The organism is Peribacillus sp. NPDC076916, from assembly GCF_050269675.1.
GTDB classification, from domain to species: domain Bacteria; phylum Bacillota; class Bacilli; order Bacillales; family DSM-1321; genus Peribacillus; species Peribacillus aracenensis.
On record NZ_JBNNIU010000004.1, the window covers coordinates 21267 to 40472 of the forward strand.

Consider the following 19206-nt stretch of genomic DNA (forward strand, 5'->3'; position numbering starts at 1 on the left):
TTATGAATAGATCTGTTGTGAATCTCCTAGTCTCCGTCACATATATTAACTTGTACAGTAAAATATACTAGGTTATGAAAACGCTGTCAATATTTTGTAAAGAATTAATCTATTTTTCTGTGTTTTTTTTAATTTCCCCTATTAAACGATATCCCATAATTCAGTTTTGGAAGTGGTAATTGATGACGCTCCAGCATCAAGGGCGTTCAGGACTTCATCCGAAGTACGTATGAGGCCGCCTGCAAAAATCGGTGTCTGCAACCGTTCCTTCACTTCTTTTATCATCCATGGCATGGCGCCCGGCAATACTTCGATATAATCCGGCTTGGTTTTCTGCACCAGCTTATAACTTTTCTCAAGTGCATGTGAATCTATTAAAAAGATTCGTTGGATGGCAATGACCCCCTTTTGCTTCGCCTTCAATATAACGTTTGATTTAGTCGAAATCAGCCCATATGGATTATATTCCTGACAAATGAATTCTGTCGCGTACTCATCACTTCTTATGCCATGGATCAAATCGACATGGTATATCATTTTCTTATTATGCTGCTTTGCCATCATACTTACGTTTTTCAATTGTGATATATGCAAATCAAGAAACACACCTATTTCATAGGAACTTTCTAAAAATCTTTCGAAATCCTTCATGCTTGCTGAAGCAGGCAAAATCTTCTGATCCATCATTATCCTCCTCATTCCCAGAAAAACTCAAAACTTCAAGTCATTTAGTATATTTTAAAGAGCTTGATTTATCAAACACATTTTTTTCATGACCCATATCACCATAACACTATCATACCTGGCACTCCCTTTATAGTTTTCGGCTAAGGATGTATGTAAACTCGATCATAAAGTAAGTTTTATTTTCAATGCACCTTCGACGAGTTCAAACGATTTAATTGTGCCAACGGGAATTTTCCTCACGATTTTCCAGGCGTTAACATTCATTTTGATCGTTCTTTTTTCAAATTCAAAAAATGGCGGTCTGTTAAATATCCTTTGGTTGATGAATTTCCTGTCAATTGGTTCCATTTCCACTAATTCAAATAAAATCGTTCTTTTTTCCACAGATACCGGTTTTAATGTAATCCGGAAAGCTACGTTTTTCTTAAACATCATTTTTTTCACTTCCGTCGTTCCGGAAAGCACGATATGTTTTGGCGTAATTTCGATTTTAATATCCTGACCATATGATTTACTTCTTATGATTTTCTCTATCATGGCTTCAGTTAAAGTTATCGTTATGCCATTTTTGAATGGACTGAATGTATTCATCCTTGCATTCCCCTCCTGCCGCTCATATGAATCTTCGGTTATAGCATATGCCGGGTTCCCTGATGTAGTAACACAGAACAATAATCGGTATATTCAAAATCTTGCACCTTCAACCCTTGACCTTTATAAAAACTACCTGTATAGTCATAATTAATTTAATAGACAACTCTTATCCAGAGAGGTGGAGGGACTGGCCCTTTGATACCTCAGCAACAGACTGATCATGTACTGTGCTAATTCCAGAAGTGTAAAAACTTGAAGATAAGAAGAGTATATAGCTTGGTTGCCAACACCTCTTCTTATTTTTAAGAAGAGGTGTTTTATTTTTAAAAGGAAAGAAGGAATGCAACATGTCCATCACATTAACGAAAGCACCATTCAGGGCCGATCACGTCGGAAGTTTATTAAGACCAGAACGTTTACATATTGCCAGAAAGCAATTTAAGGAAGGTACCATTTCAGCAGAGCGGCTTGGTGAAGTTGAAACCGAAGAAATCAATCGGATTGTCGAAAAACAAATTGAAGTTGGATTGGAGGCCGTGACGGACGGTGAGTTCAGACGAACATGGTGGCACTTTGACTTCCTCGAACATTTAAATGGAATCGAGGGATATGTGACTGAAAAAGGGCTCACGTTCGATGGTGTGGAAACAGAGAGATATAACGTTCGCAATACCGGGAAGGTTTCATTCAACCCTGAACATCCTTTCATTGGTGACTTCATTGAATTGAACAAAATCGTGAACGGACGCGCCATTGCCAAGCAAACCATTCCCAGTCCGAATCAATTATTTGCTGTAGGCATTCATAATGAAGACATCTACCCTGATATTGAAGACTATGCAAATGATATCATTAAAGCATATCAGCATGCTTTGAAAGCCTTTTATGATGCAGGTGTGCGTTATCTTCAATTGGATGATGTATATATTGCCAGACTTTCAGCTCCGGATTTCCAGTTCAAAGATGGAAAATATACGAGGGAACAGTTAATCGATCTTGCACTTCGCGTAATTAATGGCGCATTGGAAGGCAAACCAGAAGACCTTGTCGTCACTACACACCTATGTCGTGGGAACTACCAGTCGACTTGGGCGTTTGAAGGAAGCTATGCCCGTATCGCCCCAACTTTATTGGCAAAAGAAACAGTGGATGGGTTTTTCTTGGAATATGATGATCAACGCTCAGGGGATTTCAAGCCATTAGAATACATTCAAAATGGCGGTGCACGGGTCGTACTGGGTGTCGTTACTTCAAAAAATGGAGAAATCGAAGACAAGGAAGCTGTTAAGGCACGCATTGAAGAAGCCTCGCACTTCGTTCCTCTCGAACAATTATGCTTAAGTCCGCAATGCGGGTTCGCCTCCACCCATCACGGCAACAAGCTGACCGAAGAACAACAATGGGAAAAGCTGAAATTCGTCGTTGATGTAGCAAAAGAAGTTTGGAAATGATTTTTTTGCGGAGACTTTAATCCGTTCGAACAACCTAATCGGCATCAATATAAGCGTGCCGATTAGGTTTATAATAAAAGCGTAAAAGACATTCATCCCTAAATCCGAGAACAAACAAAAAAGAACGGCCACCAGCACGTCCCTTTTTTACTTGCAGCTTTCATCATCATCCATTTTCTTCACAAATATATCATCCGTCACCCTATCTTCCAGCTTGTTCCTCAAGGCCAATTCCGCGGCCTTCCCATCACTAGGCGACCCGTCCGAGAAATACATCGGAAACAACGAGAAGAACATAACATAGAAAGAAAAATAGATGAATTGATACCAGATCACCGAGCTGTCCAGGATATCCTGATACACTAAGCTATAGATGATCAGCATGCTGACTAAATTAAAGATAGCCCCTCCTAAATAGATCAGCGTATTCGTCAATCGATTATCATGTTTCAATCCCTTGAACTCGCAAGTCCCATTCCAAAAATAATATTTCCTCACCTCCATGTTCCGAAAGGCAAACAGTTTATTGCCACAACCGATCAAGATTTTCTTTTCTGATCCCCCAAAGATCGTGACAAAAAAAATATGCCCGCTCAAATGTATCAGCGTAACGATCGGCATGATCAAAAAAAAGGAAAATAGAAATTTAATGATATCAGAGAGACCAAACATGTTTATGCAACCCTCCTTACCTGAGCAATTTCTTATCAGATGCTACTCTGATACCCTGCCCACATTCGTTATAACTAGTAAATTTTCACAGTAGTGATATATCGCTTACCACAAGTGCTATTGTTCACCTTCTGCTTAATCCGGGTTGTTTCCAGGTTTTTAGGCCTGACTCCAGCTTAATTCAAAGAAACAGGCTACCTCCCTTCCGAAAAAACTCGGAAAAGTGATAGCCTTAACATCTTCATTAACGATTGGGGGTGTGAAGAATTTCTTCGTTGTTTTGTCCTGGCCTCAAGCCTGCATGTTTATATTCAGGGGTGAAAACCGATGTTTTGATCGGGCATGCGATTTGCTTCTGGACATTTCCTTTTCCGTCCGGTACCTCGACGATCATTCCCCTCTCCTTCAATTGGGGGTGTTCGGCCGCTTCAGTGAAGGTCAGAACTGGTTCTGCGCAGGCTTCGAAATCAGCGAATATTTCCTGCCATTCATGAAAATCCCGTTCAAGGAAAGCCAGTCGGACGGCCGTTTTAAACCTGATTCCGCTTTCTTCATCACTTTTGGTGCTCAAGTCATACAATTCGGGTGCACCAATCGCTTCACATAATGCTTTTCGAAAAGGGGGCTCTAGGCTTCCTACCGAAAAATAGCGTCCATCCTTCGTTTCGTAAAAGTCATAAAAGGATCCTCCGTTCAACATCAGTTTTTCTGGTTCAAGCTCGAGGCCCCCCTGTAAATTCAGGGGGGCGGAGATGGCATTCAACGCAAAACTGCAGTCGGTCATGCTGATGTCGATTGCTTGGCCGAATCCCGTTCTTTCCCGGTGAATGACTGCAGATAATATACCGATAACAGCATGCAGAGATCCTCCGGCAAGATCTGCTATTTGGGTTCCGTTTTTTGCCGGGCCGTCCTTTTTTGTACCGGAATAGCCAGATAATCCCGCAATCGAAATATAATTGATATCATGTCCCGGTCGGTCTTTATAGGGACCGGTCTGGCCGAAGCCCGTGATGGAACAGTAAATCAGCTTCGGATTGATCCATTTTAATGCCTCATATCCCAGCCCTAGGCGTTCCATGACACCTGGACGGAACTGTTCAATGACGATATCGTATTCCTTCACTAGATTTTTTACGGATTCGATTGACTCAGATTGTTTCAAATCAAGTGTGATCGACTTTTTCGATCTGTTAAGATATTGGTTCACACCCCATGAATCCGTTGCTCCCGGCCTCTCTACCTTCAAAACATCCGCTCCTAAATCCGCTAGCATCAAAGTGGCAAATGGGCCTGGCAGTAACGTTGAAAAGTCCAATACTTTTAAATGAGTCAATAATGTCATCAGCCGTACACCTTCCCTTTCCATTGGAAATAGTAAAAGCTTTCCCCGTCGTTCTGTACATGCAATTATGCAGAGTTTACGATTATCATATAACACCGCCTGTCATTTTTGTATAAATATCCATTCAAAAAAATAAACAGCCAGGAATCAGCTTCCTGGCTGTTGTTAATGAGCCTATAGAAAACAAGTAAAAGCCGGACAATTTAAAACTACATTGTCCGGCTGATTTTACTTTAAGCTTGTTCATTCATATTTTTTGTCAAAATCAAATTCTACTTCATCAATTTTAACGAATTTAGTTTTTCTTACCAGTTTATAGCCAAACCATAGTCCAAGGAAAAGCGGGATTCCCAGGTATGCAGCTATAACACTGCCCCAATCGATTTGGTCTGAGAAAAATGCTTGGATATTTTGGGACAGGATGACGATCATGCCAATTAAAATGGCAAAGATCGGTCCAATCGGAAACCATAATGCCTTATATGGCAGCTTCTCCAATGAATGGCCTTGAGCGATGAATGCTTTCCGGAAACGGTAATGGCTGATGGAAATGCCGAGCCAAAAGATAAATCCTGTAATTCCAATGGCATTCATTAACCAAATATACACTTTACCATCCCCGAAAATGGAGGCCAAAAAGGCCAGCATGCCGATGGAACATGTCAAAATCATGCCTGCAACCGGTACTCCGCGTTTATTAAGTTTTGCAAAAATGCGCGGTGCTTGTCCATCTTTTGCCATTGAGTATAACATACGCGTTGATGCATATAGGCTTGAGTTACCTGCAGATAATACCGCGGTTAAAATGACGGCATTCATAAGCGAAGCGGCAAAGGCCACTCCAGCCTTTTCAAAAATGAGCGTGAATGGGCTTACCATGACGTTATCACCTTGTAAACTTGAGTTCGTATAAGGGATAAGCAGCCCTATAACAAATATTGCAAATACGTAAAAAAGCAAGATTCTCCAGAAGACACTCTTAATGGCCTTCGGTATATTCCGTGCAGGATCTTCACTTTCCCCGGCAGCCACACCAACAATTTCGGTACCTTGAAAAGAAAAGCCAGCCGCTATGAACACGATGAAGACACCCATGAACCCACCCGGGAAAGGAGCGTCATCGACGGTGAAGTTTTTAAAACCTACTGCTTCGCCGCCCATAATGCCGACGATCATTAGAAGCCCGACGATTATAAAAATAACGATGGCTGTAACCTTTATGAAGGAAAACCAATATTCCCCTTCACCATATCCTTTAACGGATAAATAATTCAAAAGGAAAATGAGCACCAAGAATGATGAACTCCATAACAATGATGGACTATTCGGAAACCAGAATTTCATGATCATTGTCGAGGCTGCCAACTCTGCCGCTATCGTCATCGACCAATTGAACCAATACGTCCATCCCAAGGCAAAGCCAAATGCCGGATCGACGAATTTCGTTCCATAAGTACTGAATGAGCCGCTTGTCGGCATAAAGGCTGCCAGTTCCCCTAAGCTCGTCATCACAAAGTAAACCATTGCCCCAACTAAGGCATATGCAAGTAATGCGCCGCCTGGCCCAGCTGTATGGATGGCTGCCCCGCTGCTAAGAAACAGACCGGTGCCAATAGCCCCGCCAATGGAAATCATCGTTAAATGGCGGGATTTTAAACCGCGTTTTAGTTCTTGTCCTTCTTGCTGGGGAGGATGTTGAACGATGTCATGTTCTTGTTTTGGTATCATAATTTTCATCCCTTTCTATATAAGCGCTTTCATATATGGGAAATCCATTTAATAAATTTTCCTATTTCATAGACTTTCAAATAGATCTAATTTACAATTCGAATTCCTTTTCTGAATATATGCAATTTTCATGCCAAATTTATAAAACGCAATATTCAACAAATAAACAAAAAAAACGCCCTTACTAGACAAAATATTTTGCACTTTACGCCACGTTTTTTTGCACTTTATGCCATGTTTTTTTGCACTTTTATTCATTTGGTTCAATTTACATACATTCCAAATATTACTATAAGAATATATTCAGAGAATATTTCTACCAAAAACCATTTTTCTCCATTTTATTCCTTTAAATGTCATATTTTTTGCAAATTTTCTCCATTTGTAAATAATATGAAACGGTGTAAAAATGAGGTTATTCTCATGAAGGAGTTGAGTGTTATGAAAGGTAAGGTATTTTTAGGAACTGCACTATCTCTCGGTCTATTATTTTCTGCTATTCCCCATCAAGAAGCTTTAGCGGCAAAAAATGTGTTAAGTGTTGAAAAGTACAATAAGCATAAGGATTCGCTAGAATTCAAGTCTGGGAAACTTACGGACCCATCAAAGCAAACTGCAGAAGATATCATTCTTACCTTTTTTGATGAAAACAAAAAGTCTTACAAGCTAGAAAAGCAAAAGGCGAAAGACTCCTTCACGATCCAGAAAGAAAGCAAGGATGAACTAGGCAATACCGTCCTTAAATTGCAACAAACCTATAAAGGCGTACCTGTATGGAATTCCACACAAGCAGTATTGATTGACACTAAAGGTGTATTGACGGTCGTGTCCGGTACGGTTGAAGCCAATCTAAACACGAAATTAGGGAAAAAGGCTAAAAAAGGCATCAGTAAATCCGAAGCTATCAAAATAGCTGAAGCGGATCTTGGGTTCACTCCTGCCTACGAACAATCACCTGAATCCGACCTGTATGTATACGCAAATGAAGGTAAGGCCGATTATGTATATAAAGTCAATTTGAAATTCTTAAGTCCCGAACCAGGAAATCATAATTATTTCATATCAGTCAAAACAGGTAAAATCCTGAATAAATTTAATACACTAGATGAAGTGACGGGGACCAATTCCATCGGAACGGGCACCGGCGTCTTAAACAATACCGTGTCATTGAACACTACCTTATCCAACGGCCAATACTATTTACAGGACAATACACGCGGTAAAGGCATCTATACTTATAATGCCAATAACCGTTCAAAATTGCCTGGTACTCTCTTTTCCAACACGACAAATGCTTTCACTACTTCTACCGATAAAGCTGCGGTTGATGCCCATAATTATGCAGGTAAAACCTATGATTATTATAAATCCACGTTTGGACGGAACTCTTATGATGGAAATGGAACCATCCTGAAATCGACCGTTCATTATGGCTCAAGATATAATAATGCATTCTGGGATGGCACCCAAATGGTTTATGGTGATGGAGATGGCACGACGTTCATCCCACTGTCAGGCGGTCTGGATGTCGTTGCACATGAACTGACTCATGCCGTGACTTCCTCGGAATCGAACCTTACCTATCAGAATGAATCCGGTGCTTTGAATGAAGCGATTTCTGATATATTTGGCACGGTCGTCGAATTCAAGAATCAAAGTGACAAAGCCGATTATTTGATCGGCGAAGATATTTACACACCTAACATTTCCGGTGATGCACTTCGTTCAATGGCTAATCCTACATTGAATGGTGACCCTGACCATTATTCGAACCGCTATACGGGAACGGGTGATAACGGCGGAGTCCATACGAACAGCGGAATCATCAATAAGGCGGCCTATTTGATCTCTGCAGGCGGAACTCACCATGGCGTGAGCGTATCCGGGATTGGCATCGATAAACTGGGAACTATCTTTTACCGGGCCAACACGGTTTATTTAACTTCCTCGTCGACATTTTCACAAGCCAAAGCGGCAGTCGTACAAGCGGCCTCTGATTTATACGGTTCTAGCAGTGCAGAAGTCACAGCTGTCAAAAATGCCTTTACAGCTGTCGGTGTGAATTAAGGGATTTACCTATATGACCGACACCTCCCTAGCTTTCTTCTAGCGGAGGTGTTTTTTTATTGGAATGGATATACGGGGCCATCCCGATTACTTCAGCCGTTCGCTACCTTTTTTCGTTCCTCATGTGAAGAATTCCGTCCCACGGTACCGGTAGAGCCGCATAAAAAACAATCGTGCCGTTTGTTAAAATTGATTAATTCCGTAAAATAGTTGCTTTTCTTCTTATTAACTGTCAAGCTTAGATGATCTGGACTATATTGAATAGAACAAGTAGGTGACGAACATGATTGAAGTTAAAACTTCCACACTCAGTGATGGTGAGTTCAATAGAGGCGTATTCGCAACACGAGACATTAAAAAGGGTGAGCTTTTGCATGAGGCACCTGTCATTGCTTATCCGAACGAGGAGCATGTTTTCATAGAGAAAACATTGCTGGCTGATTATGCGTTTGAATATGGAATTAACCATACTGCCATGCTTTTAGGTTATGGCATGCTGTTTAATCATTCTTATACACCCAACGCTACGTATGACATAAACTTCAAGAATCATACGTTTGATTTCTTTGCTTACACCGACATAAAAGCAGGAGAAGAAATCCTGATTAATTATAATGGTGAAGTTGATAATGAGGATCCGCTTTGGTTCAACAAAGAAGATGACGGTGAAGATGAAGCTGAATGATCATTGACCATTCATGAAAGCACTTGTACTTTAGAAGACCTTCCCAAGGTCTTCTAAAGTAGCGGGTGCTTTTCCTTTTACTGCTGGATATTAAGCAATTAAAAAAGCCCCCATTTTAGCGGGGACAGTTTGATGACAAAAGAAGTTCGAAATGCTCCCACCCCGAACCATGATTTTATTATACGAATGAACCCTCTATGCGCAAACCCCTGACGAATAACTGACTAGCCAAGCCAGACGCTTGCTTTGATGAGGCTTGGCAGACAGTCGGCGGAACGGGAGCGGATCAACTGGAACTTTTTCAAGAAAAAAATGACTGTAAACTAGTTTTTCTCTAATTTACAGTCATGTCCCATTAAAACTTCTAATGGGTTATTTCACCTTAACGTACGGATGGATTACTTGATTTTGTTTTGGTTATTGATTGGAATTGGCCCTTAACCTTATCGATGGTTTCCGGTGTGGCTAGGGACTTTATTTGACTCATGGTTTTTTCACGGGTTTTCTTATTGCGCATTAAAAATGCGGCTGCTCCTATCAGGACGGTTCCAAGCATTTTGTTTGATGGCATGTTAGTTTCCTCCTTCAAGTTAGTCATATATAGTATTCCCTCTATCAGCTGATTTAAACAAAAGCATCCTTTTGAGAAGGTGGTTTCGCTTTTATTCATCATCGCCCAGGCTTTCGATATACTTTATGCTTTCTGGATTTCCCACTACTTTTTCAGCTTGATCCGGGTCAGCTTTCATTTGCTTCATATTGTAAAGTTTATATGTCAGCACTCTTTTCACTGACTCGTTAATTCTATCCATTGGAACTTCCCCTGCTTTTACCGCTTGCAGTAATCCATTATATACTTCAAGCTCATGGGAGTATTCATGACAGACAAGTAATAAATCAGCTCCTGCAAGGATTGCCTGCTTCCCCATCTCTTCATAGGAGTAATACTTGTTCACAGCACCCATTTCCAAATCGTCGGTAACGACAATCCCTTCATATTTGAGTTTCCCTCGAAGCAGTTCTTCTATGATGATTTTAGATAGGCTTGCTGGCTTTTCTTTATCGTAGGCTGGATATTTAATGTGGGTCACCATCACGAAAAACTTTTGGTTATCCATTTCACTTATGATTTGCTTGAAAGGATAAATATCCGAATTTTCCAGATCAAGTTGGTTTGCCTCAACGGAAGATGTTTCGACATGCGGATCGATTTCGCTGCGTCCGTTTCCAGGAAAGTGCTTCAATGCACCAGTTATCGATGCATCATTCAAGCCTTCAATGGCTTTCTTTCCGTATTGATAGACCTTTTCGGGATCTTGCCCCAATGAACGCTTATCCGTTTGCGATAGATCTAGTACAGGGGCGAAATTAATGTTAACCCCCATGGATCCAAGTTCTGTTCCATTCAATTTGGCCACCTTGTACATGTCTTCAATAGAGGCATTTTTTCCAAGATCCTGTTGCGCAGGGAGGGGCGATACCCTTTCCTTCATCCTGATGATGTCCCCTCCTTCCTGATCGATGGCCACCATCAACGGAAGCGAATGTGTACTTTGAATGGCCGTTTGCTGAAGCGAGTTTGATAACCTAGCCACTTGTTTAGGCGATTTCATATTGCGGTCAAAATAAATGACGCCTCCTATATGTTTTTGTTCGATAAGCTCCGTGATTTCATTGCCCTTTTCAGTTCCCTTGAAACCGACCATCATAAGCTGTCCGATTTTTTCTTCAAGCGTCATTTTTTTTAGCAATTTTTCTACTTTCTCATGACTATCCGCTTCGGCGTCTTTCCCTTTTTCCTCTCTTGAGTTCATATCGATATTCAACTGAATGAACAATATTGAAAAAGCGAGGATTATGATGAAAAGCAGGCCCATATACATTTTTTTATTCTTCATGCTTTGACCTTCATTGACATTTTCCCTGTCCTTCCTTGATTGCTTTTTTTGATTTCATTGCACACTTCTTAATCATGTTCATAAAGTGACAATTCTATATCATCTACGCGTATTTTTTGCATAAAGCATTAGCCAGGTACCATACTACAAACATAGCCTAAAATTAAAAGGAGATGCCCCCATGAACGGAATCTTGAAGAATATTGCCGGTACCTTCAGTCATGCAGTTGATTATGCAAAAGAAAAAATAACAGCCATTACAGGAACAACCTCTGTTACGATAGCGGAATTGAGTGAGCACATCATCAATCAGCCTGAAACAAAACTAATCAGGAATAACCTTTTAGGGATCCCCTTTTCTTTTTATCATTTACAAAAAGAAGACGTTACGTATTATTTGGAAATGAAAAGCTCACAGATTCTCCAGTTGGATGTTCAAGCCCATAATCATCCTATTGTGTCTTACAGATCTTATCGGGATAAATCCAGCTTGCCCACGGCCATCAGATTTCCTAAAACCCTTTTATCCGAATGACTTTTGATACAAAAATAAAAAAGCTGATAGCCCCCCTGTAATGGGGCTATCAGCTTTTTTCTATAGGGAGAAAAACCGGTCTCTTTCACTTGAAATCCAATTCTCGGTATCTTCTTCATTCTTTTTAACCAAGCGGTTAACGAGGATATCATGCCAAATGTAATTTTCGAGAAAATTAATATGGATGGGATCATCTGTGTAGAACGCCGTTTCTCTCGTTTCGGGAGAAGGGCCGTAAATCGTCTCCTTGCCATCGATGGATAAGATGAACCATTTGTTTTCTCCGATATTTTCCACATAACTTGTTTTGCGATGTATGTCTATATCTGATAATGGATTTTCAACCTGAAAGGCAATCCCCTTAAGAGTGCAATGCGCGGCAACCCCCTTTAGCTCTTGTTCGAGTTTTCGATACATCTCGTCCCATAAGGAAACCACCACCCTTTTCTCGGCTTTGTGAATCAGAGTACGGCAAAAGGAAAGGATATGCTCTTCCCCCTTAAGCGTCATTACACGATTGTCGGACATCGGTTCGATTTTCTCGAATTGTTTTAGTGTATGGCTGATGGATTGATAGGTATTGTTCCATTTTGATTGAACCGATTCCAAAAACACATCGACTGGTAGCGGTGAATATTTTATCGAGTCATTGATTTCCTCTTTTAAGACGATTCCCTCTTCTTGCAATCCGTTTAATATCTCATAGATGCGGGCCCTGGGAATTCCTGATTCCTTGCTTACTTGATAGGCACTGGTTGGACCTTGGCGAACCAAAGAAACATAAGCCTTTGCTTCATATTGACTAAACCCGAGAGACTGTAGTTTTTGAATGATATCTTGCATAGTACCTCCTAGTGCTTTTAGTAAGTTATATGCCTATCATACCAAATCTCTTATCGAAATCTATTCGATTTCAAAAGGTATGACTCATAATATTCTCATTTACAGAATGGGTTTTATTAGTTACTATCTAAATAGTGACTAATAGAAAAACTTTGGATTATGGCATCTGCATAACAAGCATTTCAGCCATAATGCCATTGATACGGAGGCTTCTTGGATGGAGGATATACAAATTTCAACACTCTTGCTGCTGATGTTTTTCGGATTTTTGGCAGCATTCATTGATTCTGTGGTAGGCGGCGGAGGCCTGATTTCCATACCTGCTTTATTATTTTCAGGACTTCCCCCCTCTCAAGCGATCGCAACGAATAAGTTAGCAAGTTCCATGGGGTCTTTAACAAGCACCATTGCCTTCATTCGCTCAGGTAAGGTTGATTTTCGATTGGTATCCAAACTTTTCCCACTGATTTTCATAGGTTCCCTGCTGGGCGCTTGGGTTGTTAATTTCGTCTCGCCTGAATTATTAAAGCCAATGATCTTGGTTCTATTAATAGCTATTGCCATTTATACCTTTTTTAAAAAGGACTGGGGACAGAAATCGACTTACCATAAACTCACATGGCAAAAGGCTGCACTATTTGCCTTCGCTATATTTGCCATTGGTTTTTATGATGGGTTTTTGGGCGCTGGAACGGGATCCTTCATTCTCTTTGCCTTTTTAATGATTGGCTTTGATTTTTTGCACTCTGCAGGAAATGCAAAATTTTTGAACTTCGGAAGCAATCTGGCAGCACTGATCATGTTCATATTCCTTGATACCGTCAACTTTTCTTACGGAATACCGATGGGGATCTCCATGATAGCAGGTGCATTGGCCGGATCCAAATTCGCCATTAAGAAGGGAGTGGCATATGTAAGGGTATTATTTATCATAGTAACCGTCATTCTGATTTTGAAAAATATAATGGATTATTTAATGGGCGGCTAATTTTTTAAAAGGCTGTTTTCGCATACTTTGTTGTTATTCACCAAGTAATGCGGTGTGGTTGATTTCCCCTCCATTGCTCGCTTTCCGCGGGGCGGGCGGTGAGCCTCCTCGGCGTAAACGCCTGTGTGGTCTCACCTGTCCCGCTGCTCCCGCAGGAGTCTCGCACTTCCGCTCCATCAACCTTAAATCGTTTCGTTTTAAAAACAACAATCTTAACAAAAAAAAAAATAGAATACAGCACATGTTCCCGCCACAGAATGTGACATATAGGAATTATTTGGGTATATGATAGGTATAGACTGTGTGGGAAGGTGTGATTGGATGATTGAAAAGTGGAATGGCGAAGAAATGGCAGATGTATCGGGGCAAACCATTGTGATTACTGGTGCAAATAGTGGAATTGGCTTCGAAACGGCTTTTGCACTGGCCGGTAAGGGGGCAGAGATCATCCTTGCAGTCCGGAATGCTTCAAAGGGTGAAAAGGCAGTCGATAGAATCTTATCGGTCCATCCTAAGGCGAATGTACACGTGATGCAGCTGGATTTAAGTGATTTAAGCAGCATTCGGCATTTTGCTGATTCCTTTCAGGAAAACTATGACTCTCTATCCGTCCTCATCAATAACGCAGGTGTGATGATTCCGCCATACAGTAAGACGAAAGATGGTTTCGAGCTGCAATTCGGCAGCAATCATCTCGGTCATTTTGCTTTGACAGGCCTCCTTCTTCCGCGTATCCTTTCTACGCCAAGATCGCGTGTGGTCACATTGAGCAGCTTGGCCGCCATCAATGGATATATAGACTTCGAAAACCTAAATGGTGAAAGCGGTTATAAACCAATGAAATACTATGGGCAAAGTAAGCTGGCGAATCTACTCTTCGCCCGCGAATTACAGAATAAATTCAACCAGCATGATGCAAACCCGATCAGCATCGCCTGTCATCCGGGCCTTTCCCATACTAATCTCATGTCTCGCGGATCTGGCAAACCCGTAAATAGATTCGTGCATTTTCTTTCGAAAACCATCACCCAGCCGGCGAGCATGGGAGCATTGCCTACCCTTTATGCCGCAACGGAACCTACATTAACAGGCGGGGAGTATATCGGACCCGATGGAAAGAAGAGCAGGAAAGGCTTTCCGAGAAAAGACGATATCATCGATTCCTTATATAATGAAGAAATCTCGAAAAGATTATGGGCCATTTCGGAAGCCTTGACAGAGGTCGAATATCATTTCACTGAAAGCATGACGCCAAAATGACTTTACATTCCCCTGTTTCCACTCATGAACAGTGCAAAAAGAAAGAGGGAGCATAATGCCCCCTCTTTTCGCTTTCATCATTCAGCGTCAAAAACTTCGACTTTTTCCATTTTGTCGCCATTTTTCATAGCTTTGGCTGTTTCAAGTCCAGATGTCACTTTACCGAATACTGTGTGAACACCGTTAAGATGCGGTTGTGGTTCATGCACGATAAAGAATTGGCTTGATCCTGTGTCTTTTCCGGCATGTGCCATCGATAGGCTTCCTGCCTCATGTTTATGAGGGTTTCCTTCTGTTTCACATTTGATTTGCTTGCCGCTTCCGCCTGCACCTGTACCTGTTGGATCTCCGCCTTGGCTTACGAAACCAGGGATTACACGGTGAAAGACTACACCATTATAAAATCCTGTGTTAGCCAAGTTTTCGAAGTTAGCCACTGTGTTCGGTGCTTCGTTCGGGAAAAGGTCGAATTCGATTTTTTCTCCATTTTCCATAAGTATGTATCCTTTTTTAGCCATGTTAAACATCTCCTTTAATATGAACTGAATCAAATCTAATAGTACCATTTTTAGAAGCAGAAAGAAAAGCGAGCGCTACTTATTTCGAATTGTATCATTATACATTCCTATATTTTTTCATTTATAATGGGGTAGATTCATTATTTTTAAGGGGGAACTAACCATGATACAGCAATTTGATGCATTGGTCGTGAACAAGCAAGATGATCAATTCACCGTTAACATTCAGCAACTATCTCTTGATGATCTACCTCAAGGCGAAGTGCTCATCCGTGTTCATTATTCCGGTGTGAACTATAAAGACAGCCTTGCAGCAATTCCAAATGGAAACATTGTCAGCAGCTATCCGATCGTTCCGGGAATAGACATGGCTGGTGTTGTCGTTTCATCTGCGGATTCCCGCTTTAAAGAAGGAGAGGAAGTCATTGCGACCTCCTACGGGATTGGCGTTTCCCAATCAGGGGGCTATAGTCAATTTGCCCGTGTTCCTGCAGAGTGGATCGTCCCGCTTCCTGATGGCCTTACAATGAAAGAGGCCATGATCATCGGAACGGCCGGTTTCACTGCAGCCTTATCGGTTCTGCGACTGGAAGAAAATAACCTCACCCCCGGGCAAGGGAGCATTCTTGTCACTGGTGCAACTGGCGGGGTCGGCAGTTTTGCAGTCTCGATCCTTTCCAAACTTGGCTATTCCGTTGAGGCGAGTACAGGAAAAGAATCGGAACATAAATATTTGAAGGAAATCGGTGCGGCGACCATCGTATCGCGTGAAGAAGTATATGATGGCAAGCTGCGGGCACTGGGCAAACAGAAGTGGAGCGGGGCGGTAGATCCCGTCGGCGGCGAACCGTTAGCTTCAGTCCTTAGCCAAATCAAGTATGGCGGAGCTGTGGCGGTCAGTGGATTGACAGCTGGTACAAGCCTTCCTACCACCGTCTTTCCATTCATCTTAAGAGGGGTTAATCTACTTGGGATTGATTCGGTCAATTGCCCGATGGAAACAAGATTGAAAGTATGGCATCGCCTTGCCACCGACTTTAAACTCGAGCATTTAGAACAGCTTGTTCAACAGGAAATTACACTTAATGAATTGCCTGACGTCCTTCCTACCCTATTAAAAGGGGAAGCAAGAGGCAGAACGATCGTTAAGCTATAAACCAAAAAAGTGACGAGAGCATGGCTTCTCGTCACTTTTTATTGTGAACTTTCATTGATAGGAAGTCTGATCTCTACAATCGTCCCTTTTCCCACTTCGCTGCTGAAATGAATTTCCCCATTATGCTCATGGATGATTTTAGTACTGACCATGAGCCCAAACCCCGTTCCTTTTTCAGAGGTGCTATAAAATGGCTGCCCTAAATGCTGCATACGCTCATTTGAGATTCCGCAGCCTGAATCAATGAATCGGATCATTGCAGAGTCTCCTCCATGGTGTAACTGTATATGAAGTTTGCCGCCATTCGGCATGGCCTCTAACGCATTATTGACGACATTCGTGAATACTTGTTTTAACTGATTCGGTTCGCCAAAGACAGATGCCGAATCCGTATTATATTCCTTGATAAATTCAACATCATTCAATATCGCTTGTAACTCGGCTAACGTAATCACACTATCCAATATATCGTTAAGCTGGATGTATTCACAAACCTTCGCTTCAGGCTCTGCTAAACTTAAAAATTCATTGGCCAGGGTTTCGATTTTTTCAACTTCGCTGACCGTCATTTCAAGATAGTCCTTTTGCTCAGGATTTTCCCTTAATAATTGTAAAAATCCTTTGACCGTAGTTAATGGATTTCTTAATTCGTGTGCGATGCCTGCAGCCATCTGTCCTACCGCTGATAACATATTGGATTTACAGAGCAGCTCATCGGTCTTTTTACGCTCCGTAATATCCCTGCAGAATACCTGTATGGCCGGCTGACCTTTATAAATAATCGGAAGACCGAGTGTTTCTCCATAAAATACTTGTCCGTCAAGTCGAATGAATTTTTGTTCCAGTAAACCAACCGCCTGATGATCATCCCTCATGATATCGATTCTTTTTTGTACACTTTCCCGGGACTCCAGGTGAACGAACTGAAAAACCGATTTACCGATAATATCCTCCACACTATCCATCCCAAGCATTTTCGCCCCCATGGGATTCATATACTCGATGATCCCATTGCGATGCACAAAAATCGCTTCAGGTGACACCTCCACTAAACTGCGATACCTTTGCTCACTTTCCTTCAAGGCAGCTTCAGCAAGTTTTTGATTCGTGATATCCCGATAAACGAAAACCAGGGCGCACGGCTCATTTTCATCATCCTGAATATTGAACAGGGAGATACTTACATCGATTAACTGGCCATCCTTCCTTAACCTGACCGTTTCAAAGCCTTTCTTTTGTACCCCTGCCTTAATCTGGTCATGCAATTCATTGACTGATTCCTTCAAGAAATCAGGAATAATAGGAAACGGCATGCCAATGAGCTCCTCATTCGTCCAACCGAAAAACTCTTCAAAAGCTACATTCACCTGAAGTGTATTTCCTTCCAGATCAACAATGGAAATGGCGTCCGGGTTATTCTCCATGAAAGATTTAAATTTCTCGGTATTATCCTCCGGCTGTATTCCCATTTGCCCTTGTCCATAATTAATAAGCCTTTTACTCATCAATTTTTTATTCCTTTCTTATCCGGAAATTTACAGTCTCAATTTTACATTATCAGTAAATCATTTGCCAGTTTTATCATTTGATTTTTCCTAGTTAAAGACTGATGCACAAAGAGGCCAAACCTCCATAAGGTTCAGCCTCCTCCTTAAAATGTATTATAAATGTTCGGACATTCTGTACCTGTTGGTTCATAAAAGCAATGAAGCTTGAAACGCCCAACCAGGGGCTGATTATACCAGGTTGCCGGACAATCTCCGGGTGGCCTGAAGTACCATAGGCTAAATTTAGAGGGCCATAGCCTTTCACCACCTACGCTCCGTCGCGCAAGCCTTTTTTCCCTATCCCTTGCCCGCTGATAAAAATATCCCTTCTGTACAGCTTCAAAGGCATGCTCCTGATAAATCATATCTGGAATCGTCCTCAATCCTTTGAAATCGGAACAATTTGACCTAATCCGATTGACCCCTACATTACCGATCATCAACATGCCTTGATCACCTTCACCCTCGCCTTCCGCCCTAAGCAATCTTGCCAATAAGGCAATATCGGCATCAGTGTGCTTAACAACGGCCATCCCATCACCTCCACTTTTTATCCTATGTCTTTGATATGGAAAAATACTCCGTTTATTAACAAAATATTCATATATCGTACACGTCCTATCAATAATAGTACCCTATACTTAAGTAAGGCTGGATAGCACGCGTGGCTATCATGGTATTTGGCGAAGGCGGAGCCCATACTTTCTTTATACATAAAAAAAGGCGACACATAATGTGCCGCCTTTTATCTTGTCATTCTTTCGCTTCAAATGCCGCTTCAAACGCCAACGATACCTTTTCGAATTCTTCATCCGATTCGATATCGAGCAGTTCACCTTCACCTTCGACCCTGAAAAAGAAAATATCGATATCTTCATCTGTATCCTCTTCAATATCTTCAAGCAAACCTACTGCTACATACTCTGTTCCTTCTACATCCAATGATCCTAAAACCTCAACTTCATGGCCTTCATCGCTGTCATCGGTAAGGGTGAAAACTTCACCTTCACGAATTTTTCCCATACTACCTCTCCTTTCCTATCCATTAATAATGGAGTTGTTTCAATAAGTATATCGACTATTCCATTTAGAAACAAATTTTTGCCCTGGAAAATGATGAATGCCATTCTTTACAAGAAAAGAATCTAGAAAAATTATGGAAGAAAAATATTATCCTATAAGCCATTTGTCATTTTTTTATTATTTACCAATAATTTCCCTTAATTAACATC

At 41.4% G+C, this 19206-nt stretch carries 19 protein-coding genes and 1 riboswitch; of the genes, 7 read left to right on the forward strand and 12 right to left on the reverse strand.

The genetic code is table 11. The features are described from left to right. Window positions 1–141: 141 nt before the first annotated feature. Both ACQKFG_RS13730 and ACQKFG_RS13735 read right to left on the reverse strand, forming a co-directional pair. Window positions 142–684, reverse strand: a complete 543-nt coding sequence (locus ACQKFG_RS13730) for a glycerol-3-phosphate responsive antiterminator (protein WP_061465361.1) — start codon at window positions 682–684, stop codon at window positions 142–144. 165 nt (window positions 685–849) lie between these two features. After that, window positions 850–1278: a hypothetical protein gene (locus ACQKFG_RS13735; RefSeq protein WP_427559774.1), complete on the reverse strand. Its 429-nt coding sequence runs from the start codon at window positions 1276–1278 to the stop codon at window positions 850–852. Window positions 1279–1444: 166 nt separating this feature from the next. Next, window positions 1445–1546, forward strand: a riboswitch (SAM riboswitch). A gap of 82 nt (window positions 1547–1628) precedes the next feature. Between ACQKFG_RS13735 and ACQKFG_RS13740 the strand changes: the two genes are divergently transcribed. After that, a complete protein-coding gene (locus ACQKFG_RS13740) occupies window positions 1629–2732 on the forward strand; it encodes a 5-methyltetrahydropteroyltriglutamate--homocysteine S-methyltransferase (RefSeq protein ID WP_427559777.1) in 1104 nt (367 codons plus the stop codon). Window positions 2733–2879: 147 nt separating this feature from the next. Here the strand turns inward: ACQKFG_RS13740 and ACQKFG_RS13745 are convergent, their stop codons facing one another. The 3 genes from ACQKFG_RS13745 to ACQKFG_RS13755 all read right to left on the reverse strand — a co-directional run bounded on the left by ACQKFG_RS13745 (window position 2880) and on the right by ACQKFG_RS13755 (window position 6477). Continuing rightward, a complete protein-coding gene (locus tag ACQKFG_RS13745) occupies window positions 2880–3404 on the reverse strand; it encodes a hypothetical protein (protein WP_427559780.1) in 525 nt (174 codons plus the stop codon). Between the two features lie 244 nt (window positions 3405–3648). Continuing rightward, window positions 3649–4749: a CaiB/BaiF CoA transferase family protein gene (locus ACQKFG_RS13750; RefSeq protein WP_427559782.1), complete on the reverse strand. Its 1101-nt coding sequence runs from the start codon at window positions 4747–4749 to the stop codon at window positions 3649–3651. 243 nt (window positions 4750–4992) lie between these two features. Then, window positions 4993–6477: an amino acid permease gene (locus tag ACQKFG_RS13755; RefSeq protein WP_192206856.1), complete on the reverse strand. Its 1485-nt coding sequence runs from the start codon at window positions 6475–6477 to the stop codon at window positions 4993–4995. Window positions 6478–6918: 441 nt separating this feature from the next. On the opposite strand from ACQKFG_RS13755, the gene ACQKFG_RS13760 reads away from it, so the two are divergent. Beyond that, window positions 6919–8544: a M4 family metallopeptidase gene (locus ACQKFG_RS13760; protein ID WP_349728864.1), complete on the forward strand. Its 1626-nt coding sequence runs from the start codon at window positions 6919–6921 to the stop codon at window positions 8542–8544. Window positions 8545–8827: 283 nt separating this feature from the next. Beyond that, window positions 8828–9229, forward strand: a complete 402-nt coding sequence (locus tag ACQKFG_RS13765; RefSeq protein WP_192206858.1) for an SET domain-containing protein — start codon at window positions 8828–8830, stop codon at window positions 9227–9229. A 382-nt stretch (window positions 9230–9611) separates the two neighbouring features. Here the strand turns inward: ACQKFG_RS13765 and ACQKFG_RS13770 are convergent, their stop codons facing one another. Continuing rightward, a complete protein-coding gene (locus ACQKFG_RS13770; RefSeq protein WP_260285626.1) occupies window positions 9612–9800 on the reverse strand; it encodes a hypothetical protein in 189 nt (62 codons plus the stop codon). A gap of 91 nt (window positions 9801–9891) precedes the next feature. Next, window positions 9892–11127, reverse strand: a complete 1236-nt coding sequence (gene nagZ, locus ACQKFG_RS13775; RefSeq protein ID WP_427559787.1) for a beta-N-acetylhexosaminidase — start codon at window positions 11125–11127, stop codon at window positions 9892–9894. A 181-nt stretch (window positions 11128–11308) separates the two neighbouring features. On the opposite strand from nagZ, the gene ACQKFG_RS13780 reads away from it, so the two are divergent. Then, complete coding sequence (locus tag ACQKFG_RS13780) at window positions 11309–11662, forward strand: hypothetical protein (RefSeq protein ID WP_427559790.1); 354 nt, start codon at window positions 11309–11311, stop codon at window positions 11660–11662. Between the two features lie 60 nt (window positions 11663–11722). Here the strand turns inward: ACQKFG_RS13780 and ACQKFG_RS13785 are convergent, their stop codons facing one another. Continuing rightward, window positions 11723–12505: a TrmB family transcriptional regulator gene (locus tag ACQKFG_RS13785; RefSeq protein WP_192206861.1), complete on the reverse strand. Its 783-nt coding sequence runs from the start codon at window positions 12503–12505 to the stop codon at window positions 11723–11725. Window positions 12506–12722: 217 nt separating this feature from the next. Between ACQKFG_RS13785 and ACQKFG_RS13790 the strand changes: the two genes are divergently transcribed. Both ACQKFG_RS13790 and ACQKFG_RS13795 read left to right on the forward strand, forming a co-directional pair. Further along, on the forward strand, window positions 12723–13493 hold the full coding sequence (locus ACQKFG_RS13790) for a sulfite exporter TauE/SafE family protein (RefSeq protein ID WP_192206862.1): 771 nt from the start codon (window positions 12723–12725) through the stop codon (window positions 13491–13493). 321 nt (window positions 13494–13814) lie between these two features. Further along, on the forward strand, window positions 13815–14753 hold the full coding sequence (locus ACQKFG_RS13795; RefSeq protein WP_427559793.1) for an oxidoreductase: 939 nt from the start codon (window positions 13815–13817) through the stop codon (window positions 14751–14753). 77 nt (window positions 14754–14830) lie between these two features. On the opposite strand, the gene ACQKFG_RS13800 is transcribed toward ACQKFG_RS13795, so the two are convergent. Continuing rightward, on the reverse strand, window positions 14831–15271 hold the full coding sequence (locus tag ACQKFG_RS13800; RefSeq protein ID WP_192206864.1) for a peptidylprolyl isomerase: 441 nt from the start codon (window positions 15269–15271) through the stop codon (window positions 14831–14833). Between the two features lie 163 nt (window positions 15272–15434). Here ACQKFG_RS13800 and ACQKFG_RS13805 point away from each other — a divergent pair, with 163 nt between their 5' ends. Beyond that, window positions 15435–16427 carry an NADPH:quinone oxidoreductase family protein gene (locus tag ACQKFG_RS13805; RefSeq protein WP_427559797.1) on the forward strand — a complete coding sequence of 331 codons (993 nt, stop codon included), beginning with the start codon at window positions 15435–15437 and terminating at the stop codon, window positions 16425–16427. A gap of 38 nt (window positions 16428–16465) precedes the next feature. Here ACQKFG_RS13805 and ACQKFG_RS13810 read toward each other — a convergent pair whose 3' ends face one another. The 3 genes from ACQKFG_RS13810 to ACQKFG_RS13820 form a co-directional block, all read right to left on the reverse strand. Next, window positions 16466–17932 carry a PAS domain-containing sensor histidine kinase gene (locus tag ACQKFG_RS13810; protein WP_342614739.1) on the reverse strand — a complete coding sequence of 489 codons (1467 nt, stop codon included), beginning with the start codon at window positions 17930–17932 and terminating at the stop codon, window positions 16466–16468. A gap of 146 nt (window positions 17933–18078) precedes the next feature. Beyond that, entirely contained in the window at window positions 18079–18507 is a 429-nt protein-coding gene (locus ACQKFG_RS13815) for a cell wall hydrolase (RefSeq protein WP_192206867.1), read from the reverse strand. Between the two features lie 220 nt (window positions 18508–18727). Next, window positions 18728–18997 (reverse strand): DUF1292 domain-containing protein, encoded by a 270-nt coding sequence (locus ACQKFG_RS13820; RefSeq protein WP_034310405.1) that lies wholly within the window; start codon window positions 18995–18997, stop codon window positions 18728–18730. Between the last annotated feature and the right edge of the window lie 209 nt (window positions 18998–19206).